We start from the raw sequence: 19,929 nt of genomic DNA, 5'->3' as shown, positions 1-19,929 counted from the left end.
ACGCCCCAATTTGTTGCGTGATACGCAACACCCTACTATGATGCGTATAGCGCAACACTCATGGAGCCATCAGGATGATAAGAAGCTTCAAGCATAAGGGACTCAAAAAGTTTTTCGAAACCGGTTCAACAGCAGGTATCGACGCCAAACAGGCGAAAAAAAATCGCGCTGCGGCTGAGCGTGCTGGATTTAGCGAAAGTGATTGATGACGTAGATCTGCCCGGCTTCTTCTTGCATCCGCTAACGGGCGCTCGCAATGGGCAATGGTCCGTCACCGTGACCGGTAACTGGCGCATCACGTTTGAACTGGTCGAGGGTGATGTTTATATCGTGAATTATGAGGACTATCACTAATGAACCGCATGCATAATCCTCCTCATCCTGGCGAGTTGATCAAAGAAACCATGGAAACGCTGAATCTCAGCGCGCGCGCGCTGGCCAAAGCATTGGACGTCGCGCCGTCTACGGTTCAACGCCTGATCAGCGGAAAATCCGATATCTCGCCGGAAATGGCCATCCGCCTGTCCATCGTAATAGGCAGTTCCGAACAGGTCTGGATGGGAATGCAAGATGCTTACGATCTGTGGCAGGCCAGGCAGTCCATCGACGTTTCCAAACTGCGCAAGCTGGACTTCGCTTGACGCCTGCCCCTAAAAAAACACCGGCCTCAGCCGGTGTTTTTCCATTTAGTCTTGCTGCGTCGCCAGCAGCGCGCGTTTTTTCTGGCGGTTGACCTTGAACCAGTACCCCGCCAACAGCAACACCACCCAGACCAGGCCGGCGTACAGCGAGACGCGCGTGGTCGGGAAGTAGCCGATCAGGCCGATGATGAACACCAGGAACACGATCGCCAGCACCGAGGTAAACACCCCGCCGCGCAGCGGGAACGCCAGCTGCTTCACCTGCTCTTTGCTCAGGCTGCGGCGGAAGGCGATTTGCGAGAACAGGATCATGATCCACACCCACACGGTGGCGAAAGTCGCCAGGGACGCGATCACCAGGAACACGCTCTCCGGCATGATGTAGTTGAGGTATACCGCCAGCAGCAGCGCCAGCATCATCACCACCACCGTCACCCAGGGAATGCCGCGCTTCGACACCTTGCTGAACATTTTCGGCGCGTGGCCCTGCTCAGCCATGCCGTGCAGCATGCGGCCGACGCCGAACACGTCGCTGTTGATCGCCGACAGCGACGCGGTAATCACCACGAAGTTGAGAATGCCCGCCGCCACGGTGATGCCCATATGCTGGAAGGTCAGCACGAACGGGCTGCCGTTGGTGCCCACCTGGTTCCACGGGTAGATAGACATAATGACGAACAGCGTGCCGACGTAGAACACCAGAATGCGCCACGGCACCGAGTTGATGGCTTTGGGAATCGATTTTTTCGGATCTTTGGCTTCGCCGGCGGTGATGCCGATGATTTCGATGCCGCCGTAAGCGAACATCACCAACTGCAGCGACAGGATCATGCCGATAAAGCCGTTGCTGAAGAAGCCGCCGTTCGACCACAGGTTATGAATGCCGGTCGGTTGCCCGCCGTTGCCGATACCCCAGATGATGATGCCGATACCGGCCGCGATCATGATGATGATGGTGGCGACCTTGAAGAACGAGAACCAGAACTCCAGCTCGCCGAATACCTTGACGCTCATCAGGTTGATGGCGCCGATGATCAGCACCACGCTCAGCACCCAGATCCAGTGCGGCACTTCCGGGAACCAGACCCCCATATAGATGCCGAAAGCGGTCACGTCGGCGATAGCGACGATCAGGATTTCAAAGCAGTAAGTCCAGCCGGTGATGTAACCCGCCATCGGGCCGAGGTAGTCCTGCGCGTAGCGGGAAAACGAGCTGGCCTGTGGGTTGTTGACCGACATCTCCCCCAGTGCACGCATGATGATGAAGGCCACGATGCCGCCGATCAGGTAAGCCAGCAGCACGCTCGGACCGGCCATTTTGATAGCGTCCGCCGAGCCGTAGAACAACCCGGTGCCGATGGCCGACCCCAACGCCATAAAGCGGATATGACGCGTACTGAGGCCGCGTTTCAGCTTATTGTCGGGGACAGTGGTGGGTGACTGTTGTTGCATGAAAATGACCCATAGTTTTAAACGTAAAAAAGCCACGGACATGTCCGTGGCCCTAGATTAAGCCGGGGGATTATCAGTGCGCGGTCACTTGGGAACGCGTGCACACCCGATCATAAATCGCGACCAGCGCCAGCATCAGCAGCGAAGGCGGCAACCATGCCAACCCCTGCTCCGCCAGCGGCAGGTGAGTGGTCCAGGCCGGCAGCAGCTGCTGGAAGCTGGACGCTTTCACCGCGTCAAGGATACCAAACAACAGGCTGACAAGCATCACCGGCGCGATGATGCGCGGCGCGCTGTGCCACCAACGCAGGGTGAAGCTCAGCACCACCAGCACGATGCACGGCGGGTAAATCGCGGTCAGCACCGGAATGGAGATCTGGATCAGGTGGCTCAGGCCGAGGTTGGACACCACCATCGAGAACAGGCCCAGAATAAACACCAGCGTCTTGTAAGAGAACGGCAGGTATTGCGCGAAGAACTCGGCGCAGGCACAGGTCAGGCCCACCGCGGTCACCATGCAGGCGATGAAGATCAGCGCCGCCAGGAAGAAGCTGCCGAGGCCGCCAAAGGTGTTCTGAACGTAAGCGTGCAGGATCACCGCGCCGTTGGTGGCGTCCGGCACCAGCGCGCCGCTGCCGGAACCCAGTTTGAACAGGCTCAGGTACACCAGCGTCAGGCCCACGCCGGCGATCAAACCGGCCAGAATGGTGTAGCGGGTCAACAAACCGGCGTCTTTCACGCCGCGCGAACGCGCCGCGTTGACGATAACGATGCCGAACACCAGCGCGCCCAGCGTATCCATGGTCAGATAGCCGTTAACGAAGCCGGAGGAGAAAGGCACGCTCTGATAAGCCGTCGTCGCCGGAATCGGCGCACCGGCAGGCCACAGCAGCGCGGCGATGCCCAGTACGGCCAGCGCGACGATCTTCAGCGGCGCCAGCACATGGCCGACGGTATCGAGCAGGCGGCCCGGATACAGAGAGATGCCGATCACCAGCGCGAAGTACACCAGGCTGTAGATGAACAGCGGCATGGCGCCGTCGCCGGTCAGCGGGGCGATGCCCACTTCGAAGGACACGGTGGCGGTGCGCGGCGTGGCGAACAGCGGGCCGACGGCCAGGTAGCAGACGGTCGCCAGCAGCAAGCCGGCGCCGCGGCCGATTGGCGAACTGAGGGCGTCGATGCCGCCGCCGACGCGCGCCAGCGCGATGACGGTGATGACCGGCAGACCGACGGCGGTGATCAGGAAGCCCAGCGCCGCAGTCCAGACGTGTTCACCGGACTGCAAGCCGACCATCGGCGGGAAGATGATGTTCCCGGCCCCGACGAATAAGGCAAAGGTCATAAAGCCCAGTGCCAGGATATCTTTTGACGTTAAACGATGACTCATACGATGTCGTGTTGCCTGTTCAAATGAAAAATAGTGTCCGATTGCGTGGTGGCGTGACGCCCCACCCGGTTGCCGGCATGCCCGATCGTTGCAGCGCCAAATAAGCACCCTAAACGCAGTTGATCCGGCGTTTATGTCCCTATTCGAAAGTGGCCGCTCATGAAGATGGGCAAAATTTTAGGAGTTATAAAAATGGAGGTTTAATCCGACAACGAGGGCTAAGGTAAACGTTTATAGCGCTTCAAGGCAAGACGCACGGCGAAAAGCAGAGCTATCAACCATATAAACTTTAGCCACCAGTCGATCATATTGGCTATCAATAAATATACACTACATGATTTGTATCATTTTTGAACAGCAAATTCACGAAACGTGAAGCATATATCGCTTTACCGCTCGAAATCGCCAATAAAAAGCCGATTTTCGCGTGGTATGAGCTTCGTTTCGCCATAAAAAAAGGTGAAAATTGCGCCGTTTTTTGTCGCTTATTGCGCCATGGCCGGCGCGAGCAGTGGCAACCCCAGCGCCTGACGGGTCTTCTGCAGGGTGGCCGGCGGCAGCGGCAGATAGCCGTCGTGGTTGACCAGGCTTTGGCCTGGTGTCGACAGCACGCGATCGAGGAACGCGGCGGTCAGCGGCTCCAGCGGTTGATGGGGGGCTTTGTTGATGTAGATATACAGATAGCGCGACAGCGGGTAGCGATCGTTGCGCACGTTGGCGGCGGTAGGCGCGACATAGTCCTCTCCCGACTCCGCCAATGGCAGCAGCCGCACGCCGCTGGCGCGAAAGCCAATGCTGGCGTAGCCGATGCCGTTGAGCGAACCGGCCACCGCCTGCACCACCGAGGCCGAGCCGGGCAGCTCATTGACGCGCGGCATAAAATCGCCGCCGCACAGCGCGCGCAGTTTGAAGTAGCCATAGGTGCCGGACGCCGAGTTGCGGCCAAAGCGCTGCAGCGAACGCGACGCCCAGTCGCCGCGCAGACCCAGCTCGCCCCAGCGCGTCAGCGGCTGGCTTTCGCCGCAGCGCCGGGTGGCGGAGAAAATGCGGTCGAGCTGCTGCAGATTGAGGCCGCGCAGCGGATTATCCTGATGCACCAATACCACCAGCGCATCCACCGCTACCGGCACCGCCAGCGGCGCATAGCCGTAACGGTGTTCGAATGCCGAGATCTCGGCCGCCTTCATCGGCCGGCTCATCGGGCCGAGCTGCGCGGCGCCCGCGGCCAACGCGGTCGGCGCGGTCGAGGAGCCGGCGGCCTGGATCTGCAGGTTGACGTTGGGATAATGCTGGCTGAAATCCTGCGCCCACAGCGCCATCAGATTCGCCAGCGTGTCGGAACCGACGCTGGACAGGTTGCCCGCCAACATGCCGTCAGGCTGCGCCAGCGCGCCGCGTCCGGCCAGCAGCGCCAGGCAAAGCAACAGCCCTCGGGTTATTCGGGTCATACCGGTGTCTCGCGTTAATTTTTCACCGCATTCTCTGATAAAGCGGCGGGAACAATCAACCGATTGGGCAAGGTAAAGATAAAGCGGGTGCCGATCCCCGGTTCGCTGAGGATCTCCAGCCGCGCGTCGTGATGGCTGAGCGCGTGCTTGACGATCGCCAGCCCCAGCCCGCTGCCGCCGGTCTGGCGCGAGCGAGCCTTGTCGACGCGGTAAAAACGCTCGGTCAGGCGCGGAAGGTGTTCGGCGGCGATGCCCGGCCCGTTGTCGCTGACCTGGAACTGCGCGCCATGCGCCGTCTGTTGCCAGCTCACTTCGATATGGGTGCCCTTTGGCGTGTGGTTGACCGCGTTGTACACCAGGTTAGACACCGCGCTGCGCAACTGGTCTTCATTGCCGAACACGTTGAGCTGTTCGTTCACCCGGAAGGTGATCTCATGATTGCCGCCGCTCAGCGATTGCGCCTCGCGCTGCAACACCCGCAGCATCAGCGGGATATCCACCCGCTCGTTCATGTCGACATTGGGCGCTGCCTCGATGCGCGACAGCGTCAGCAGTTGCTTGACCAGCCCGTCCATCCGGCGGGTCTGCTCTTGCATGGTGCTGAGCGCCTTGCTGCGCAGCGAACCGTCCTGCTCTTCGTCGCCCATCATCTCCAGGTAGCCCTGCAGCACCGTCAGCGGCGTGCGCAGCTCATGGCTGACGTTGGCGAAGAAGTTGCGCCGCGCGCCCTCCAGCTGGCGCATCTGGGTGACGTCGCGCGCCACCATCAGCAACTGCCCTTCGGAATACGGCATCACGCGGAATTCGACGTAGTGTTCGTTGTTCAACTGCAGCGTCAGCGGACGCGAAAACTCCTGCTGTTGCAGATAGTGGCTGAATTCCGGATAACGCAGCAGGTTAAGGATGTGCTGGCCGTTGTCTTCCGGCCAGCGAAAGCCGAGCAGATGCTGCGCCAGCCCGTTGCACCAGAAGATGTTGCCCTCGACGGTGGTCATCACCACCGCGTCAGGCAGCGATTCGGCCCCGCTGCGAAAACGCTTGATAAGCAGCGCCAGCTCGCGCCGGCGGCGGCGGTTGCGCTGCTGCATCTGATACAGGCCATAAAACAGCGGCTCCCAGCTCCAGCGGCCGGGCGGCGGCGTCATGCTGCGGTCGATCCACAGCCAATGGGAGAGTTTGAGCTGGTTGTAGAAATTCCACACCAGCGCAGCCAGCGCGGAGGCCAGCAGGAACCAGGGCAGATAACCGAAAATCAGCCCCAGCAGTAAGGCGGGCAAACAAAAAAGAGCCAGCTCCAGAGCCAGCCTCTTCCACGACAGACGTTCTAACACGGCATATTCTCCAGCGCAGCGCGATCAGTAGCGCGTTGAGAACCGGTAGCCGGTGCCCCGAACGGTTTGAACCATTTTATCATGCCCACTGGTTTCTAACGCCTTGCGGAGCCGACGGATATGCACGTCAACGGTACGGTCTTCCACATAAACGTTAGTGCCCCAGACGTGATTAAGCAACTGCTCACGGCTATAAACCCGCTCCGGGTGGGTCATAAAGAAGTGCAGCAGCTTGAACTCGGTCGGCCCCATGTCCAGCGCCTGATCGTTCGCCATCACGCGGTGGGAGGACGGGTCCAGGCTCAGCCCTTGCATTTCAATCACCTCCTCCACCGCCATCGGTGAAATGCGGCGCATGACCGCCTTGATGCGCGCCACCAGCTCCTTGGGCGAGAACGGCTTGGTGATGTAATCATCCGCCCCCACTTCCAGGCCGCGCACCCGGTCTTCTTCTTCGCCGCGCGCGGTCAACATCATCACCGGGATATCGCGGGTCAGCGCTTCGCGCTTCATATGTTTGATAAACTGAATGCCGGAACCCCCGGGCAACATCCAGTCAAGCAACACCAAATCAGGGAACGGCTCAGACAGACGCGTCACGGCGCTGTCATAATCCTCGGCTTCCAACGGTTGGTAACCATTTTGTTCCAACACAAAGCACACCATCTCACGGATCGGCGCTTCGTCTTCCACCACCAGTATGCGTCTTGCCATCGTCAATCCTGCCAATGTGTTAGCGACTTTTCGGGCGCCATTATGCGTCAGTTTTGTGACACTTTTATGAAAAAAACCGGCTGTTATAGGCAGTAAGCATAGCGATTATTTCCCGCAGTAAAGAAAAATCATCCGGTTGTCATCATCATTGCGCCAGGACAGCCGCCGCCGCGGCCTTTATAATCATCGCCATTATCTTTGCATCCGGGAGTGTCATGCGCCTGATCCACACCTCTGACTGGCACCTTGGCCAGTACTTTTTCACCAAAAGCCGCGCCGCCGAGCACCAGGCTTTTCTGAACTGGCTGATCGAACAGATCGAACAGCAACAGGTGGATGCGCTGATCGTCGCCGGGGATCTGTTCGATACCGGCTCACCGCCCAGCTATGCCCGCGAGCTGTACAACCGCTTCGTGGTGGAACTGCAGCGCACCGGCTGCCAGTTGGTGGTGCTGGGCGGCAACCACGACTCGGTGGCGACGCTGAACGAATCGCGGCAGCTGCTCTCCTGCCTGAACACCACGGTGATCGCCAGCGCGCAGGGCGCCCCGGAACAGCAAATCGTGGTGCTGAACCGGCGCGACGGCCAGCCGGGCGCGGTGCTGTGCGCCATTCCGTTCCTACGGCCGCGCGATCTGCTCACCAGCCGCGCCGGCGAATCCGGCGCACAGAAACAGCAGGCGCTGCAGGAAGCCATCGCCGAGCATTATCAGACGCTGTATCAGGCGGCCTGCGAGCGCCGCGACCAGCTGGGCCTGCCGCTGCCGATCGTCGCCACCGGCCACCTGACCACCGTCGGCGTCACCACCTCCGACTCGGTGCGCGACATCTATATCGGCACCCTCGACGCCTTCCCGGCGCAGGCCTTCCCGCCCGCCGACTATATCGCGCTGGGCCACATTCACCGCGCGCAGAACGTCGCCAAATCGGAGCATATTCGCTATAGCGGCTCGCCGATCCCGCTCAGCTTCGATGAGCTGGGCAAAGCCAAAAGCGTCTTCCTGGTGGATTTCGCCGACGGCACCCTGCAGCGGGTTGACGCGTTAACGATCCCGCAATTCCAGCCCATGCAGCTGATCAAAGGCGATCTGGCCGAGATCGAACGGCAGCTGCGGCAATTTGCCGACTATGCCGGCGAGCGGCCGGTGTGGCTGGATATCGAAGTGGCGACGCAGGACTACCTCAGCGACATCCAGCGCCGCATCCAGCTGCTGGCGGATGAGCTGCCAGTGGAAGTGGTGCTGCTACGGCGCAGCAAAGAGCAGCGCCGCCAGGCGATTGCGCAGCAGGATAAGGAAACGCTGAACGAGCTGAGCGTCAACGAAGTGTTCGAACGGCGCCTGGCGCAGGAGGCTGAGATGCCCGAAACGCGTCAACAGCGGATGCGCCAGATGTTCCGCCAGGTGGTCGAGGCGGTGCAGCATAACGCCGAGGAGACGAATTCATGAAGATCCTCAGCCTGCGGTTAAAAAACCTCAACTCGCTGCAGGGCGAATGGAAAATTGACTTCACCGCCGAGCCTTTCGCCAGCAACGGCCTGTTCGCCATTACCGGCCCGACCGGCGCGGGCAAAACCACCCTGCTGGACGCCATTTGCCTGGCGCTGTATCACCAAACGCCGCGCCTCAACGTCACGCCGAGCCAGAATGAGCTGATGACCCGCCACACCGCCGAGTCGCTGGCGGAGGTCGAATTCGAGGTCAAGGGCATCGGCTATCGCGCCTTTTGGAGCCAGCGCCGCGCCAAAAATGCGCCGGACGGCAATCTGCAGGCGCCGAAGGTCGAACTGGCGCGCCGCGAGGACGGCAAGATCCTGGCGGATAAGGTACGCGACAAGCTGGAGATCACCGCCGCCATCACCGGGCTGGACTTCGGCCGCTTCACCAAATCGATGATGCTGTCTCAAGGGCAGTTTGCCGCGTTCCTCAACGCCGACGCCAACGATCGCGCCGAGCTGCTGGAAGAGCTGACCGGCACCGAAATCTACGGGCGGTTGTCCGAACAGGTGTTCGAGTCGCACAAGCAGGCCAAAACCGACCTGGATGCGTTGCACCAGCGCGCCAGCGGCATCGAGTTGCTGAATGATGAACAGCGCCACTCCCTGACTGAACAGCTGACGGCGCTGAGCGCGCAGGAAAGTGCTCTCGGCGAGCAAACTCAGCAACAGCAACAGGCGCTGAGCTGGCTGCAGCAATGGCAACGCCTCCGGCAACAGCAAAACGAGGGGCAACGGCGGCTGGAAACCGCCCAGCGCGAGCAGGCCGAGGCCGCCCCGCAGTTGCAGCGGCTGGCGCTCAGCGAACCGGCCGAGAAATTGCGGCCGCTGCGCGGCGAACGCGATCGCTGCCGCACCGAGCTACAAACGATACAACAGCAGGCTGCCCAGCTGACGCAGCAACAGGAACAGCACTCGGCGCAGCTGGCACCGCTGCAGCAGGCGGTGGAAAAAGCCCGCCTGGCGCAGCAAACCCATGCCGAGCATATGCGGCAGCAGCAACAGCTGATCGATGAGCAAGTCGCTCCGCTTGACCACCAAATAGCCCAACTGCAGTCGACACAGGCCGAACGGCGACAGGCCGTCGATGCCGCCGCGCAGCAGTGCGCCCAGCAGCAAACGACGCTGGAGCAGCTCACCGCTCAGCGCAGTTTGCTGACGACGCAGGCCGCACAGCATCAGCAGCAGTTGAATGCGCTGAGTGAAGCGCTGGCCGCTCAACAGCAACAGCAGCAGGCGTTGGAGGCGCAAACGCCGCTGGCCCCGCTGCGCCAGCGCCTGAGCACCCTGGCAGACCTGCGCCCGACGCGCCAGCAGTTATTTACGCTCGCTTCCCTTTACCGTCAGACCCGCGAGCGTCTGGCCCGGCAACAGGCGGAGCACGCCGAGCGGCAAACGCAGCTCGCCGGGCTGCAACACCAGCTGGAGAACGCGCGTCAGCAATTCAAACAGCACAAGGCGCAGCTGCAGGAAGTGGAGCGGATCCACGAGCTGGAAAAACGCATCGTCAGTCTGGAAGCGGAGCGCGCCCTGTTGCAGAGCGGCGCCCCCTGCCCGCTGTGCGGCTCCACCAGCCATCCGGCGGTCGAGCAATATCAGGCAGTGCAGCCTTCGGCGACGGAACAACGCTTGGTTGAGATGCGCACCCTCGCCGAGAAACTGCAAACCCAGGGCACCGAGTTGCGCACCCGCTGTGAAGGCCTGCGAGAGCAGCAGCAACGCCAGCAGCAGGCTATCGCGCAGGATGAACAGCAGCTGGCTGCCCAACAGCAGCAGTGGCAGCAGCTCAGCGCACCGCTGGCGTTCGACTTTACGCTGGCGGAGAGCGAGCGACTCAGCGCCTGGCTGAGCGGCTGCGACGACGAAGAGCGGTGCGGGCAACACGCGCTGCAGCAGCATGAACAGGCGGCGCAGGCGGTACAGCAGGCAAAAGACGCGCTCGCCGCTCTGCAAACGCAGCAGCAGCAGGCGCAGCAACAGCTGGCGCTGCTCGAAGAGCGCTTTACGCTGCTGCAGAAAACCCATGCCGACAGCCTGCAACAGCAGCAAGACCTGCAACAACGCTGGCAGGAAGGCGAGAAAACCCTCGCCGAGCGGCGTACGCAGCGGTTGGCGCTGTTCGGCGAACAGCGGGTCGCCGAGGTGCGGGAACAGCTGCGCGCCAAACAAACCGCCTGTGAACAGGCTTGCTTGCAGGCCGCCGAGCAGTGGCAAAAGGCGCAGGAGCTGCGCGAACGCCTGGCCGGCCAACAGGCCGGGTTACAACAACAGCACACCCAAATGCAGGAACGGCTGCAGCAGGCGCAGCAGCAATGGCAGCAGGCGCTGGCCGACAGCGAATTCGCCGATGAAACCGCCTTCGCCGCCGCGCTGCTGGACGACGCCCTGCGCCGCGAATTGCAGCAGCGCAAAGAGCAACTGCAACAGCGGCAGGTAGAGGCTGCGGCCCTGCTGACTCAGGCGACGCAAACGCTGGAGCAGCATCGGCTGAACCGCCCTGAAGGGGTGGATGAAGCCAACGCGGATCTCGACGCGCTCACCCAATCGCTGGCCGCGCTGGCACAGCAGTTGAAGGCGCTGCAGCTGAGCCAGGGCGAACTGCGCAACCAGCTGGAAAGCGACGCCGCCCGTCGTCTCAATCAACAGGCGCTGTTCGAGCAAATCGCCCGCAGCCAGCAAGACTACGACGACTGGAGCTACCTCAACCAGCTGATCGGCTCGAAAGAAGGCGACAAGTTCCGCCGTTTCGCTCAGGGGCTGACGCTCGATCACCTAGTCTACCTGGCCAACCTTCAGCTCGGCCGGCTGCACGGGCGCTACCTGCTGCAGCGCAAAACCAGCGACGCGCTGGAGCTGCAGGTGGTGGACACCTGGCAGGCCGATGCGCTGCGCGATACCCGCACCCTGTCCGGCGGCGAGAGCTTCCTGGTCAGCCTGGCGCTGGCGCTGGCGTTGTCCGATCTGGTTAGCCACAAAACCAGCATCGACTCGCTGTTCCTCGACGAAGGCTTCGGCACGCTGGACGCCGAAACCCTCGATACCGCGCTGGACGCGCTGGACAGCCTGAATGCTTCCGGTAAAACCATTGGCGTGATCAGCCACGTCGAGGCGATGAAAGAGCGTATTCCGGTGCAAATCAAGGTGAAAAAGGTCAACGGGCTTGGCGTCAGCCGGCTGGAGGCGCACTTCAGGCTGGAATGATCCCGCGGCTCGCGGCGCAGAAGTGTGACCGCGGCGGCACTCCGCGGTGAAAAGCGTTGAGCCGCGGCGGGCACGGGTTATTATGCCAGCATAACAGGATTGTTACTGTATCCCCTCCGCCGCTCAGGCCGCAGGGCAGAAAGATAAAATACAGGCAAAACCTGACGCCCGGGATCGCTTCCGGGCGTCAGGTTTTTTCGTTTTCAGGATGCTGAAACACCGGGAAAAACCATGAAAATCGCTAAAATACTCAATAATAACGTGGTGATTACGCTGGACGACCGTCAGGCAGAGACGGTGGTGATGGGAAAAGGAATCGGCTTTAAAAAGAAGCCCGGCGATACGCTGGACGAAAGCCTGATCGAAAAGGTCTTCACCCATAACGGCGGAGAAATCGCCGAGCGCTATAAAGAGCTGCTCGCCGAGATCCCATTGGCCTGCGTCACCACCGCCGACAGAATCATCACCCTCGCCCGCGAACGCCTGCCGGGCAAGCTACATAACATCGTCTACATCACGCTGACCGATCACATCCACTTCGCCCTGCAGCGCCATGCGCAAGGGCTGGATATCAAAAATGCGCTGCTGTGGGAGATTAAAAAACTCTATCCGGCCGAATTCGCCGTCGGGCTGGAGGCGCTGGCCCTGATCGCACAGCGGCTGGATACCGCGTTGCCGGAGGACGAAGCCGGATTTATCGCCCTGCATCTGGTCAACGCTCAGCTTAACGACGAGATGCACAACACGCTGCACATTACCCGCGTGATGCAAGAGATCCTCAACCTGGTCAAGTACCATTTCCGCTTTGATTACAACGAGGAATCCCTGAGCTACCACCGGTTCGTGACCCACTTGAAATTTTTCGCCCAACGGCTGCTGGGGAAAAACTACGTCGACAGCGACGATGATTCGCTGTATCAGGTGGTGAAAGAGAAGTACCGCGAGTCATTCGCCTGCGCCGGTAAGATCAACCGCCACATCGAAAAACACTATCAGCATCAGCTCACCACGGAAGAGATGATGTTTCTGACCATTCATATCGAACGGGTGCGCAGCGAAAGCGAGGAAAAGCCGGCTTAACGGCGGGCGTCCGCCACCCGCACGCCGTACTGCGGAAACACCGCGTCGGCGGAGATCAGCGTCAGCCCCTCGGCCTGCGCCTGTGCGATCAGCATGCGATCGAAAGGATCCTGATGATAGGGCGGCAGCTGCCCGGCCTGTTGGCAGTGAAAGGCGTCCATCGGCAAAGACAGAAAATCCTCGGCCTCGATGATCGCAAAGATGTCTTCCGGCAGCGCCAGTTTGCCCAGCGCCTGCTTGATCGAGATCTCCCAAATGCTGGCCGCGCTGACGTACACCGCATTGCCCGGATCGGCGATCTGCCTTTTTGCGTTCACGCCCAGGCAGGCGTCGTCGATCAGCCACCACAGCAACGCGTGGGTATCCAGCAACAGGCGCTTCATTCATCGCCCTCAAACAACGCCGCAATGGCCGCATCCCCGGCGTTGAAATCCGCCGGCACGGTGAACCTGCCCTTGGCGGCGCCAGGGCGGCGCGCTTCCCCCTTGATGGCGACCAGCTGTACGTACGGCTTCCCTGCTTTTGCAATAATCACGGTTTCTCCCTCCGCGGCTCTGTCCGCCAACTGGCTCAGATTGGATTTGGCTTCGTGCATATTGGCCTGAATCGGCATACGCGTCCTCCTTAGCTAAGTTAGCTAAAGCATAAAGCGCCGTCCAGTTTTTGTACAGTGAAGGGTTTAAAGCGCGAGCAGCCTCGCGCTTTGTTGCAACGCTTAGCCCTGCTGTTGCGGCCACAGCCAGGCCGCACCGCGCACGCCGCTGGAGTCGCCGTGAACGGCCTTGCGGATCGGCGTTTCACACTCGCCGCCGAACACCCAGCCTTTCACCAGTTGCGGCACCGTGCGATACAGACGATCCACGTTGCTCATACCGCCGCCGAGCACCACCACATCCGGATCCAGCATGTTGATCACGTGCGCCAGCGATTTCGCCAGCCGCATTTCGTAGCGGCCAATCGCCTGCTCCGCCAACGCATCGCCCCGCTCGCTCAGCGCCATGATCTCATGCCCTTGCAGCGCATTGCCGCTCAGGCGCGCATAGTCGGTGGCGAAACCGGTGCCGGAAACAAAGGTTTCGATGCAACCCGGCTTGCCGCAGTAACACGGCACTTCGCGGGCGTAACGCAGCTCATCGTCATCCTGCCACGGCAGCGGATTGTGCCCCCATTCACCGGCGATGCCGTTGCCGCCGGCATGCGCCTGGCCGTTCAGCGCCACGCCGGCGCCGCAGCCGGTGCCGATGATAACCGCAAACACGGTTTTCGCGCCGGCGCCGGCGCCATCGGTGGCTTCCGACACCGCCAGACAGTTGGCATCGTTGGCGATGCGCACCTCTCGCGTCAGCAGCGCAGAAAGATCCTCGTCCAGCGGTTGGCCGTTGAGCCACACCGAGTTGGCGTTTTTCACCCGCCCGGTAAACGGCGACAGCGTGCCGGGAATGCCGATCCCGACCGATCCCCGTTCGCCGGTATGATCCTCGGCCAGTTTCACCAGCCCGGCGATCGCCGCCAGAGTTTGCCGGTAGTCATGGCGCGGCGTGGCGATACGATGGCGAAACAGCTCCCGCCCGTCGTCCGCCAACGCAATCACTTCAATTTTCGTTCCACCCAAATCGATGCCAATGCGCACGTATTTTTCTCCTCGATGCCGCGCAGCGTTGCCACAGCCTAATGTAAGCGCGCGAATGAATCACCTGTTTCCCACCCTCCGTCCCGTCCTTTCTCGCTGCGTAAAGCGACGCAATTCAGAGAGAATGGGGCGATTTTTCAGCGTCAATTCGTTATCATGCCGCCCTGCTTTTGACGAATCAGCGTGCCGAACGCACGCCCAGCCTGGGATAACATTATGCTGTGGTTTAAGAATTTGATGGTTTACCGTTTGAGCCGCGAAGTGGCGCTAAACGCGGATGAAATGGAAAAACAACTCAGCGCGTTCGCCTTCACGCCGTGCGGCAGCCAGGACATGGCGAAGACCGGCTGGGTCTCCCCGATGGGTTCGCACAGCGATGCATTGACGCACGCGGTCAACGGCCAAATCGTCATCTGCGCGCGCAAGGAAGAGAAAATCCTGCCGTCGCCGGTCATCAAGCAAGAGCTGCAGGCCAAGATTGAGCGCCTGGAGGCGGAACAACACCGCAAACTGAAGAAAACCGAGAAGGACGCGCTGAAGGATGAAGTGCTGCACAGCCTGCTGCCGCGCGCATTCAGCCGCTTCAACCAGACTTTCATGTGGATCGACACCGTCAACGATCTGATCATGGTCGATGCCGCCAGCGCCAAACGCGCCGAAGATACGCTGGCGCTGCTGCGCAAGAGCCTCGGCTCGCTGCCGGTGGTGCCGCTGACCATGGAAAGCCCGATCGAACTGACGCTGACCGAATGGGTGCGTTCCGGCGAGATGCCGGCCGGCTTCGCCATTCAGGATGAAGCGGAACTGAAAGCGATTCTGGAAGAAGGCGGCGTGATCCGCTGCAAGAAACAGAATCTGATCAGCGACGAAATCGCGGTGCACATCGAAGCCGGCAAGCTGGTAACCAAGCTGGCGGTGGATTGGCAGGAGCGCATTCAGCTGATGCTGTCGGACGACGGCTCGCTCAAGCGCCTGAAGTTCGCCGACACGCTGCGCGAGCAGAACGACGATATCGATCGCGATGACTTCGCCCAGCGCTTTGACGCCGACTTTATCCTGATGACCAGCGAGCTGGCGGCGTTGATCAAAAACACCATCGAAGCGCTCGGCGGCGAAGCCCAGCGTTAATCCCGCCTCAGAAACGACCAGGGCCCAGCATCCGCTGAGCCCTGCGTTCCCCTAACGAACAAAATTTATTTGCTCAGATAGCGGCACAGATAGGCGGTCGCGTCGGCCACCTGCAGGTTGAACTCGCTGTGCCCCGGCACGAAGAACTTCTCGCCCGGCGTAAACACCTGCCAGTCCGGCGCCCCCGGCAGCAGCACTTTCAGCGCCCCGGTGATCACCGTCATTTCTTCCGGCTGCGCGGTGGAGAAGGTGTATTCGCCCTCTTCCATCACGCCCACGCTGGTAAGACCGATGCTGCTACTGTCAAAACCGATAGACTTCACTTTTCCGGCAAAATACTCATTCACTTTCAGCATAGACTGGCACCCGCGTAATCATCTTGATGGAAAATCCATATTGGGGGATTGCGGTTGATCTGTCACTGGTTTTTCACGCGAAATGCGATCGCGGCGCAGAGGCAAAGGTTTCCGTGCGTCACGCTCAGGCCATCGCCATGAAACCACCGCGTCAAAAACCCACGCCGCGTAAACTGAAATCGATCGGCAACGTCAACTCCACCGTGCCGTTGACGTAAGCGTCCGCCGGCGGCGTCGGCAGCGGCGAAGCGCGCTTGACCAGCGCCTGGATTTCACGATCCAGCGACGGCAGCCCGGCGCTGCTGACCAGCGTTACCGCCAGCACATGGCCCTGCCTGTCCAACGTAAAACGCACCTGCCCGACGCCCTGGCGCTTCAGCCGCAATGCGTCTTTGGGGTAACGCTTAAAGCGATTAAGGCGGCTGTTGATGCGGCTGCGCCAGCTATCCTCTCCTGTCTGCGCATAGGGCATCAGGCGGGTTTGCGGCGCGGCCGTTTTATCCGCCCGGCCCGGCGGCGGCGCGCCGGCGCTTTGCTCCTGAACCTTCGGCGGCGCGATCGTTTTCTCCTGCGGCGGCGTGCGCGACAGGTTTTTTTTCTTCACCGGCTTGGGCGGTTTTTTCTGCTTCGGCGGTACGGCGATGTTCGGCCGTACGGCTTCAGGCACCTTCACCGTCGGCAAGGGTTCCGGCGGTGCCGGCGGTTCAACCTGAGGCGGCGGCGTCCTTTGTCCCGGCGGTTGTTTTACCTCGGCCGGGGCCTGCGGTGCGGCGGCCATCAGCACCATGACCGCCGGCGGTGGCACCCACGGCGGCGCGGCCTTGTCTCGCCAGGGCCAGAGCAGCGCCGCGGCCAGCAGATGCAGCGTCAGCACCAGCACCAGGCAGCGGCGCCAGGGCATGGCGGCACCGGGTGCGGCGAAAGGCAGCGACGAAACCGACATGCTCACTCTTCCGTCAGCGCCAGATGAAGGCGATCGGTCAGCGGTTTGAACAGGTAGTTCATCATCGAACGCTCGCCGGTGCGGATGAAGCCTTCGACCGGCATCCCCGGGCGGATCTCCAACCCGTTCAGGCGTTGCAGCCCCGCTTCGCTGACCTTGGCGCGCACGCTGTAATAGGGCGCGCCGCTTTTCTCGTCGGTCAGGCGATCGGCCCCGACCAGCGTCACCTCGCCCTCGACGCGCGGCGTGGTGCTTTGGTTAAACGCCGAGAACAACAGCTCGACCGGCAATCCCACCTGCACCTTGTCGATCAGCTCGACCGGGATACGCGCCTCCACCTGCAGCCCCCGATCGCTGGGCACGATCTCCATCAGCTGCTGACCGGCGCCGATCACGCCGCCTTCGGTGAACACGCTCAGCCCCACCACGGTGCCCGCCACCGGCGCTTTCACCTGCGTATGGCCCAGATCGGCCTCCGCCTTGGCCAGGCGGTTATCCAGTTCGTCCAGCTTCATCCGCACCTCGGCCAGCTGGCTGCTGACCTCTTTCTGATACTCTTCCCGCCGCTGGATCGCCCGCAGCTTCAGCTCCAGGATCTGGCGCCCCAGGCGGCCGATATTGCCGGTATCCTCGGATGCCTGGCCGTCAATCTGCGCATACTGTCCTTCCAGATCCAACAGCCGGTTGCGCGCCACATACCCCTGCGCCGCCAGCTTGCGCATGCCGCCCAGCTGCTCCTGCAACATGGCCTTTTGCCGCTGTTTGCTGGCGTAAGACTGCCGGATCCCCTCCAGCATCGCCTGCGATCCGGCGATGCTCTCCGCGATCGCCGCCAGCTCGCTCTGCAACGCCGCACGGCGGCTGGTGAACAGCTGCTGTTGCAACAGCATCAACGACATCACCTCCGGCTCCTCCCGCCGCGCTTGCAGCAATGCCGGGAAAGCGATCGCCTGCAGGCCGTCGCGCTCGGCCTGCAGCCGCGCCCGCTGCGCGGCGTTGCTCAACTGCTGGCTGCGCAGCGCATCGCGCTGAGTGCGGCTGTCGACGGTATCCATCAGCAGCAGCACCTGCCCGGCGCGAACCCGGTCGCCTTCATGCACCTGAATTTGCGACACCACGCCGCCGCTCGGGTGCTGTACCGCCTTGCGGTTACCGGCCACCACCACGCTGCCGGAGACCGGTACGCCTTTGTCCAGCGGCGCCAACAGCCCCCACAGCAGGAAACCGCCAAACCCCAACAGCACCAGCCAGCCGCCGAGCCGCAGATGGCGCCCTTCGTCGAACTGCCGGGAAAGGGCGTCGATATCGCCGGGGATCACACTCTGATTGCTCATACTTTTCGTTCACCGCTGGCCGTTTTGGCAAAGTTGGCGTAGTTGACGTTGAAGCCACCGCTGCTGCGGCCGACGTTGGCCGGTACGGCAGCGGGCGCAAAACCAGGCAACTTTTTCAGGATGGCGTCACTGGGGCCGAAGTGCTGCACCTGGCCAGCGGCCAGCACCAGCAATTTGTCGGTGGTCGCCAGGATCGCCGGTTTGTGAGTCACTAACACGATGGTGGTGCCGCGCGCCTTCAACGCTTCGATCGCCCGCTGCAGCGCCTCTTCCCCTTCACGATCGAGGTTGGCATTCGGTTCATCCAGCACTACCAACGCCGGAGAACCGTACAGCGCGCGCGCCAGCGCCACGCGCTGACGCTGGCCGCCGGACAGGCCGCTGCCGCCCTCACCCAGCTCAGTTTCATACCCTTTGGGCAAATGCAGTATCAATTGGTGCACGCCGGCCAGCGCGGCGGCGGCCACCACCTTCTCGGCGTCAACCTGGCCAAAGCGGGCGATGTTTTCCGTCAGGGTACCGGCGAACAGCTGGATATCCTGTGGCAAATAGCCGATATGCGGCCCCAGCTGCTGTTTATCCCACTGCCGGATATCCGCGCCGTCCAGCCGCACGTCGCCGCTGAGCGGCGTCAACGCGCCGACCAGTTGGCGCATCAGCAGCGTTTTGCCGGAGCCGGATGCGCCAATGACGCCCAGTACCTCACCGGCCTCCAGACGAAAACTGACGCCGTGCAATACCGGTGCGCTCCCGCCGGGCGCGCTGGCGGCCAGCTGATTCACGGTCAAGGTGCCATTGGGGGCCGGCAGCGGCAGGCTCGCCGCCTGCGGCGGGTTGGCGGCCAGCATCACCTCCAGCCGCTGCAGGGACTGGCGCGCCGACGACCACTGCTTCCAGGCGCCGATCAGCTGATCGATCGGCCCCAGCACCCTGCCGATCAGGATCGATCCGGCGATCATCATGCCCGGCGTAATGTCGCCGTTGACCGCCAGCAGCGCGCCGCAGCCCAACATCAGCGACTGCAGCGCCAGCCGCACGGTTTTCGACCAGGCGGTGACGGCGGCGATTTTCTCGCTGGCGCGGTTCTGCAACAGCAGGAACTGCTGATGCTGCCGCAACCAACGCAGGCGCAAGTCGGTCAGCATCCCCATGGCGGCAATGGCTTCGGCGTTGCGCAGGTTGCCGTTGGCCTGCTGCGTGGCGCTCAGCGCGACCCGGCCGGCCTCTGCGAGCGGCGCCTGCGACACCCGCTGGTTGAGCCAGGCCAGCAGCACCAGCACGATTACCCCGGCGCTGGCCAACGCGCCAAGCCAGGGGTGGAGCAGAAACACCACCAGCAGATAAACCGGGAACCAGGGCGCATCGAAGAACGCAAACAGCGCATTGCCGGTGGCGAACTGGCGCAGGTTGGTCAGATCGTTCAGCGCCTGTCCCGCCAGCGGGTTGCCGGTTTTCAGATTGGTTTCGAAGGCGGCGTCGTAGACCCGCTGATTCAGGCGCATATCCATCTGGGCGCCGAGGCGGATCACCACCTGACTGCGGACCCACTCCAGCAGCCCCATAAACAGGTAAAGGCCGACCACCATCAGGGTCAGCATCGCCAGCGTCATGCGGTTGCCCGACGGCAACACGCGATCGTAGACCTGCAGCATGTACAGCGCCGGGGCCAGCATCAGCAGGTTGATCACCGCGGTAAACAGCGCGATGCCCCAAAATCCGCGCCGGTATGCGGCCAGCACGCACATCACTTCTCCGCGCCTGACGGCGTTTTTCATGGCGTTTTCCA

The 19,929-nt window shown here is 61.8% G+C and carries 17 protein-coding genes and 1 pseudogene; 6 read left to right on the top strand and 12 right to left on the bottom strand.

Translation table 11 applies throughout. The features are described 5' to 3' along the window. Positions 1–74 precede the first annotated feature (74 nt). Positions 75–354: pseudogene (locus EDY99_RS01780) on the top strand (type II toxin-antitoxin system RelE/ParE family toxin). After that, positions 354–641, top strand: a complete 288-nt coding sequence (locus tag EDY99_RS01775; protein WP_025160069.1) for a HigA family addiction module antitoxin — start codon at positions 354–356, stop codon at positions 639–641. Before EDY99_RS01780 ends, EDY99_RS01775 begins: the two are co-directional and overlap by 1 nt. Before the next feature lie 45 nt (positions 642–686). Here the strand turns inward: EDY99_RS01775 and proY are convergent, their stop codons facing one another. From proY to phoB, 5 genes are all read right to left on the bottom strand, one after another. Next, the gene (gene proY, locus EDY99_RS01770) at positions 687–2,093 is read right to left on the bottom strand and encodes a proline-specific permease ProY (RefSeq protein WP_033644203.1); all 1,407 of its coding nucleotides are present in this window, start codon (positions 2,091–2,093) and stop codon (positions 687–689) included. A 73-nt stretch (positions 2,094–2,166) separates the two neighbouring features. Then, positions 2,167–3,483, bottom strand: coding sequence for a branched-chain amino acid transport system II carrier protein (gene brnQ / locus EDY99_RS01765; RefSeq protein WP_021504688.1), 1,317 nt, complete (start codon positions 3,481–3,483; stop codon positions 2,167–2,169). A gap of 485 nt (positions 3,484–3,968) precedes the next feature. After that, entirely contained in the window at positions 3,969–4,931 is a 963-nt protein-coding gene (locus EDY99_RS01760; RefSeq protein ID WP_047572464.1) for a PstS family phosphate ABC transporter substrate-binding protein, read from the bottom strand. Between the two features lie 14 nt (positions 4,932–4,945). Then, positions 4,946–6,262 (bottom strand): phosphate regulon sensor histidine kinase PhoR, encoded by a 1,317-nt coding sequence (gene phoR / locus EDY99_RS01755; protein WP_004940434.1) that lies wholly within the window; start codon positions 6,260–6,262, stop codon positions 4,946–4,948. A gap of 24 nt (positions 6,263–6,286) precedes the next feature. Next, positions 6,287–6,976 carry a phosphate response regulator transcription factor PhoB gene (phoB, locus tag EDY99_RS01750; RefSeq protein WP_004940438.1) on the bottom strand — a complete coding sequence of 230 codons (690 nt, stop codon included), beginning with the start codon at positions 6,974–6,976 and terminating at the stop codon, positions 6,287–6,289. Between the two features lie 215 nt (positions 6,977–7,191). Between phoB and sbcD the strand changes: the two genes are divergently transcribed. From sbcD to licT, 3 genes are all read left to right on the top strand, one after another. After that, positions 7,192–8,424 (top strand): exonuclease subunit SbcD, encoded by a 1,233-nt coding sequence (gene sbcD, locus EDY99_RS01745; RefSeq protein ID WP_089196639.1) that lies wholly within the window; start codon positions 7,192–7,194, stop codon positions 8,422–8,424. After that, positions 8,421–11,672: an exonuclease subunit SbcC gene (sbcC, locus tag EDY99_RS01740; protein WP_123061414.1), complete on the top strand. Its 3,252-nt coding sequence runs from the start codon at positions 8,421–8,423 to the stop codon at positions 11,670–11,672. Before sbcD ends, sbcC begins: the two co-directional genes overlap by 4 nt. Positions 11,673–11,903: 231 nt before the next feature. Next, positions 11,904–12,752 (top strand): BglG family transcription antiterminator LicT, encoded by an 849-nt coding sequence (gene licT / locus EDY99_RS01735; RefSeq protein WP_042783774.1) that lies wholly within the window; start codon positions 11,904–11,906, stop codon positions 12,750–12,752. Here licT and EDY99_RS01730 read toward each other — a convergent pair. The 3 genes from EDY99_RS01730 to mak form a co-directional block, all read right to left on the bottom strand. Further along, positions 12,749–13,135, bottom strand: a complete 387-nt coding sequence (locus EDY99_RS01730) for a type II toxin-antitoxin system VapC family toxin (RefSeq protein WP_033642043.1) — start codon at positions 13,133–13,135, stop codon at positions 12,749–12,751. The genes licT and EDY99_RS01730 overlap by 4 nt on opposite strands. After that, the gene (locus EDY99_RS01725; RefSeq protein WP_004940455.1) at positions 13,132–13,365 is read right to left on the bottom strand and encodes a type II toxin-antitoxin system Phd/YefM family antitoxin; all 234 of its coding nucleotides are present in this window, start codon (positions 13,363–13,365) and stop codon (positions 13,132–13,134) included. Before EDY99_RS01725 ends, EDY99_RS01730 begins: the two co-directional genes overlap by 4 nt. A 102-nt stretch (positions 13,366–13,467) precedes the next feature. Continuing rightward, a complete protein-coding gene (mak, locus tag EDY99_RS01720) occupies positions 13,468–14,382 on the bottom strand; it encodes a fructokinase (protein WP_116286628.1) in 915 nt (304 codons plus the stop codon). A gap of 216 nt (positions 14,383–14,598) precedes the next feature. Between mak and rdgC the strand changes: the two genes are divergently transcribed. Beyond that, complete coding sequence (gene rdgC / locus EDY99_RS01715; protein ID WP_004940461.1) at positions 14,599–15,510, top strand: recombination-associated protein RdgC; 912 nt, start codon at positions 14,599–14,601, stop codon at positions 15,508–15,510. A gap of 65 nt (positions 15,511–15,575) precedes the next feature. Here the strand turns inward: rdgC and ppnP are convergent, their stop codons facing one another. From ppnP to EDY99_RS01695, 4 genes are all read right to left on the bottom strand, one after another. Continuing rightward, the gene (ppnP, locus tag EDY99_RS01710; protein WP_004940463.1) at positions 15,576–15,866 is read right to left on the bottom strand and encodes a pyrimidine/purine nucleoside phosphorylase; all 291 of its coding nucleotides are present in this window, start codon (positions 15,864–15,866) and stop codon (positions 15,576–15,578) included. Positions 15,867–16,017: 151 nt separating this feature from the next. Next, the gene (locus tag EDY99_RS01705) at positions 16,018–16,809 is read right to left on the bottom strand and encodes an energy transducer TonB (protein WP_046688345.1); all 792 of its coding nucleotides are present in this window, start codon (positions 16,807–16,809) and stop codon (positions 16,018–16,020) included. A 2-nt stretch (positions 16,810–16,811) separates the two neighbouring features. Then, positions 16,812–18,143, bottom strand: a complete 1,332-nt coding sequence (locus EDY99_RS01700) for an HlyD family type I secretion periplasmic adaptor subunit (protein ID WP_060432541.1) — start codon at positions 18,141–18,143, stop codon at positions 16,812–16,814. Next, on the bottom strand, positions 18,140–19,918 hold the full coding sequence (locus EDY99_RS01695) for a type I secretion system permease/ATPase (RefSeq protein ID WP_096241946.1): 1,779 nt from the start codon (positions 19,916–19,918) through the stop codon (positions 18,140–18,142). Before EDY99_RS01695 ends, EDY99_RS01700 begins: the two co-directional genes overlap by 4 nt. Between the last annotated feature and the right edge of the window lie 11 nt (positions 19,919–19,929).

This window comes from Serratia sp. LS-1 (genome assembly GCF_003719595.1).
Lineage (GTDB): Bacteria > Pseudomonadota > Gammaproteobacteria > Enterobacterales > Enterobacteriaceae > Serratia > Serratia ureilytica.
This window is presented reverse-complemented; position numbering and strand designations above follow the sequence as displayed.

Bases quoted from the DNA above. Each gene is read 5' to 3' on its own strand.
- EDY99_RS01775 (WP_025160069.1), top strand. From the start codon at position 354: ATGAACCGCATGCATAATCCTCCTCATCCTGGCGAGTTGATCAAAGAA.
- proY (WP_033644203.1), bottom strand. From the start codon at position 2,093: ATGCAACAACAGTCACCCACCACTGTCCCCGACAATAAGCTGAAACGC.
- brnQ (WP_021504688.1), bottom strand. From the start codon at position 3,483: ATGAGTCATCGTTTAACGTCAAAAGATATCCTGGCACTGGGCTTTATG.
- EDY99_RS01760 (WP_047572464.1), bottom strand. From the start codon at position 4,931: ATGACCCGAATAACCCGAGGGCTGTTGCTTTGCCTGGCGCTGCTGGCC.
- phoB (WP_004940438.1), bottom strand. From the start codon at position 6,976: ATGGCAAGACGCATACTGGTGGTGGAAGACGAAGCGCCGATCCGTGAG.
- sbcD (WP_089196639.1), top strand. From the start codon at position 7,192: ATGCGCCTGATCCACACCTCTGACTGGCACCTTGGCCAGTACTTTTTC.
- sbcC (WP_123061414.1), top strand. From the start codon at position 8,421: ATGAAGATCCTCAGCCTGCGGTTAAAAAACCTCAACTCGCTGCAGGGC.
- licT (WP_042783774.1), top strand. From the start codon at position 11,904: ATGAAAATCGCTAAAATACTCAATAATAACGTGGTGATTACGCTGGAC.
- EDY99_RS01730 (WP_033642043.1), bottom strand. From the start codon at position 13,135: ATGAAGCGCCTGTTGCTGGATACCCACGCGTTGCTGTGGTGGCTGATC.
- EDY99_RS01725 (WP_004940455.1), bottom strand. From the start codon at position 13,365: ATGCCGATTCAGGCCAATATGCACGAAGCCAAATCCAATCTGAGCCAG.
- rdgC (WP_004940461.1), top strand. From the start codon at position 14,599: ATGCTGTGGTTTAAGAATTTGATGGTTTACCGTTTGAGCCGCGAAGTG.
- ppnP (WP_004940463.1), bottom strand. From the start codon at position 15,866: ATGCTGAAAGTGAATGAGTATTTTGCCGGAAAAGTGAAGTCTATCGGT.
- EDY99_RS01705 (WP_046688345.1), bottom strand. From the start codon at position 16,809: ATGTCGGTTTCGTCGCTGCCTTTCGCCGCACCCGGTGCCGCCATGCCC.
- EDY99_RS01700 (WP_060432541.1), bottom strand. From the start codon at position 18,143: ATGAGCAATCAGAGTGTGATCCCCGGCGATATCGACGCCCTTTCCCGG.
- EDY99_RS01695 (WP_096241946.1), bottom strand. From the start codon at position 19,918: ATGAAAAACGCCGTCAGGCGCGGAGAAGTGATGTGCGTGCTGGCCGCA.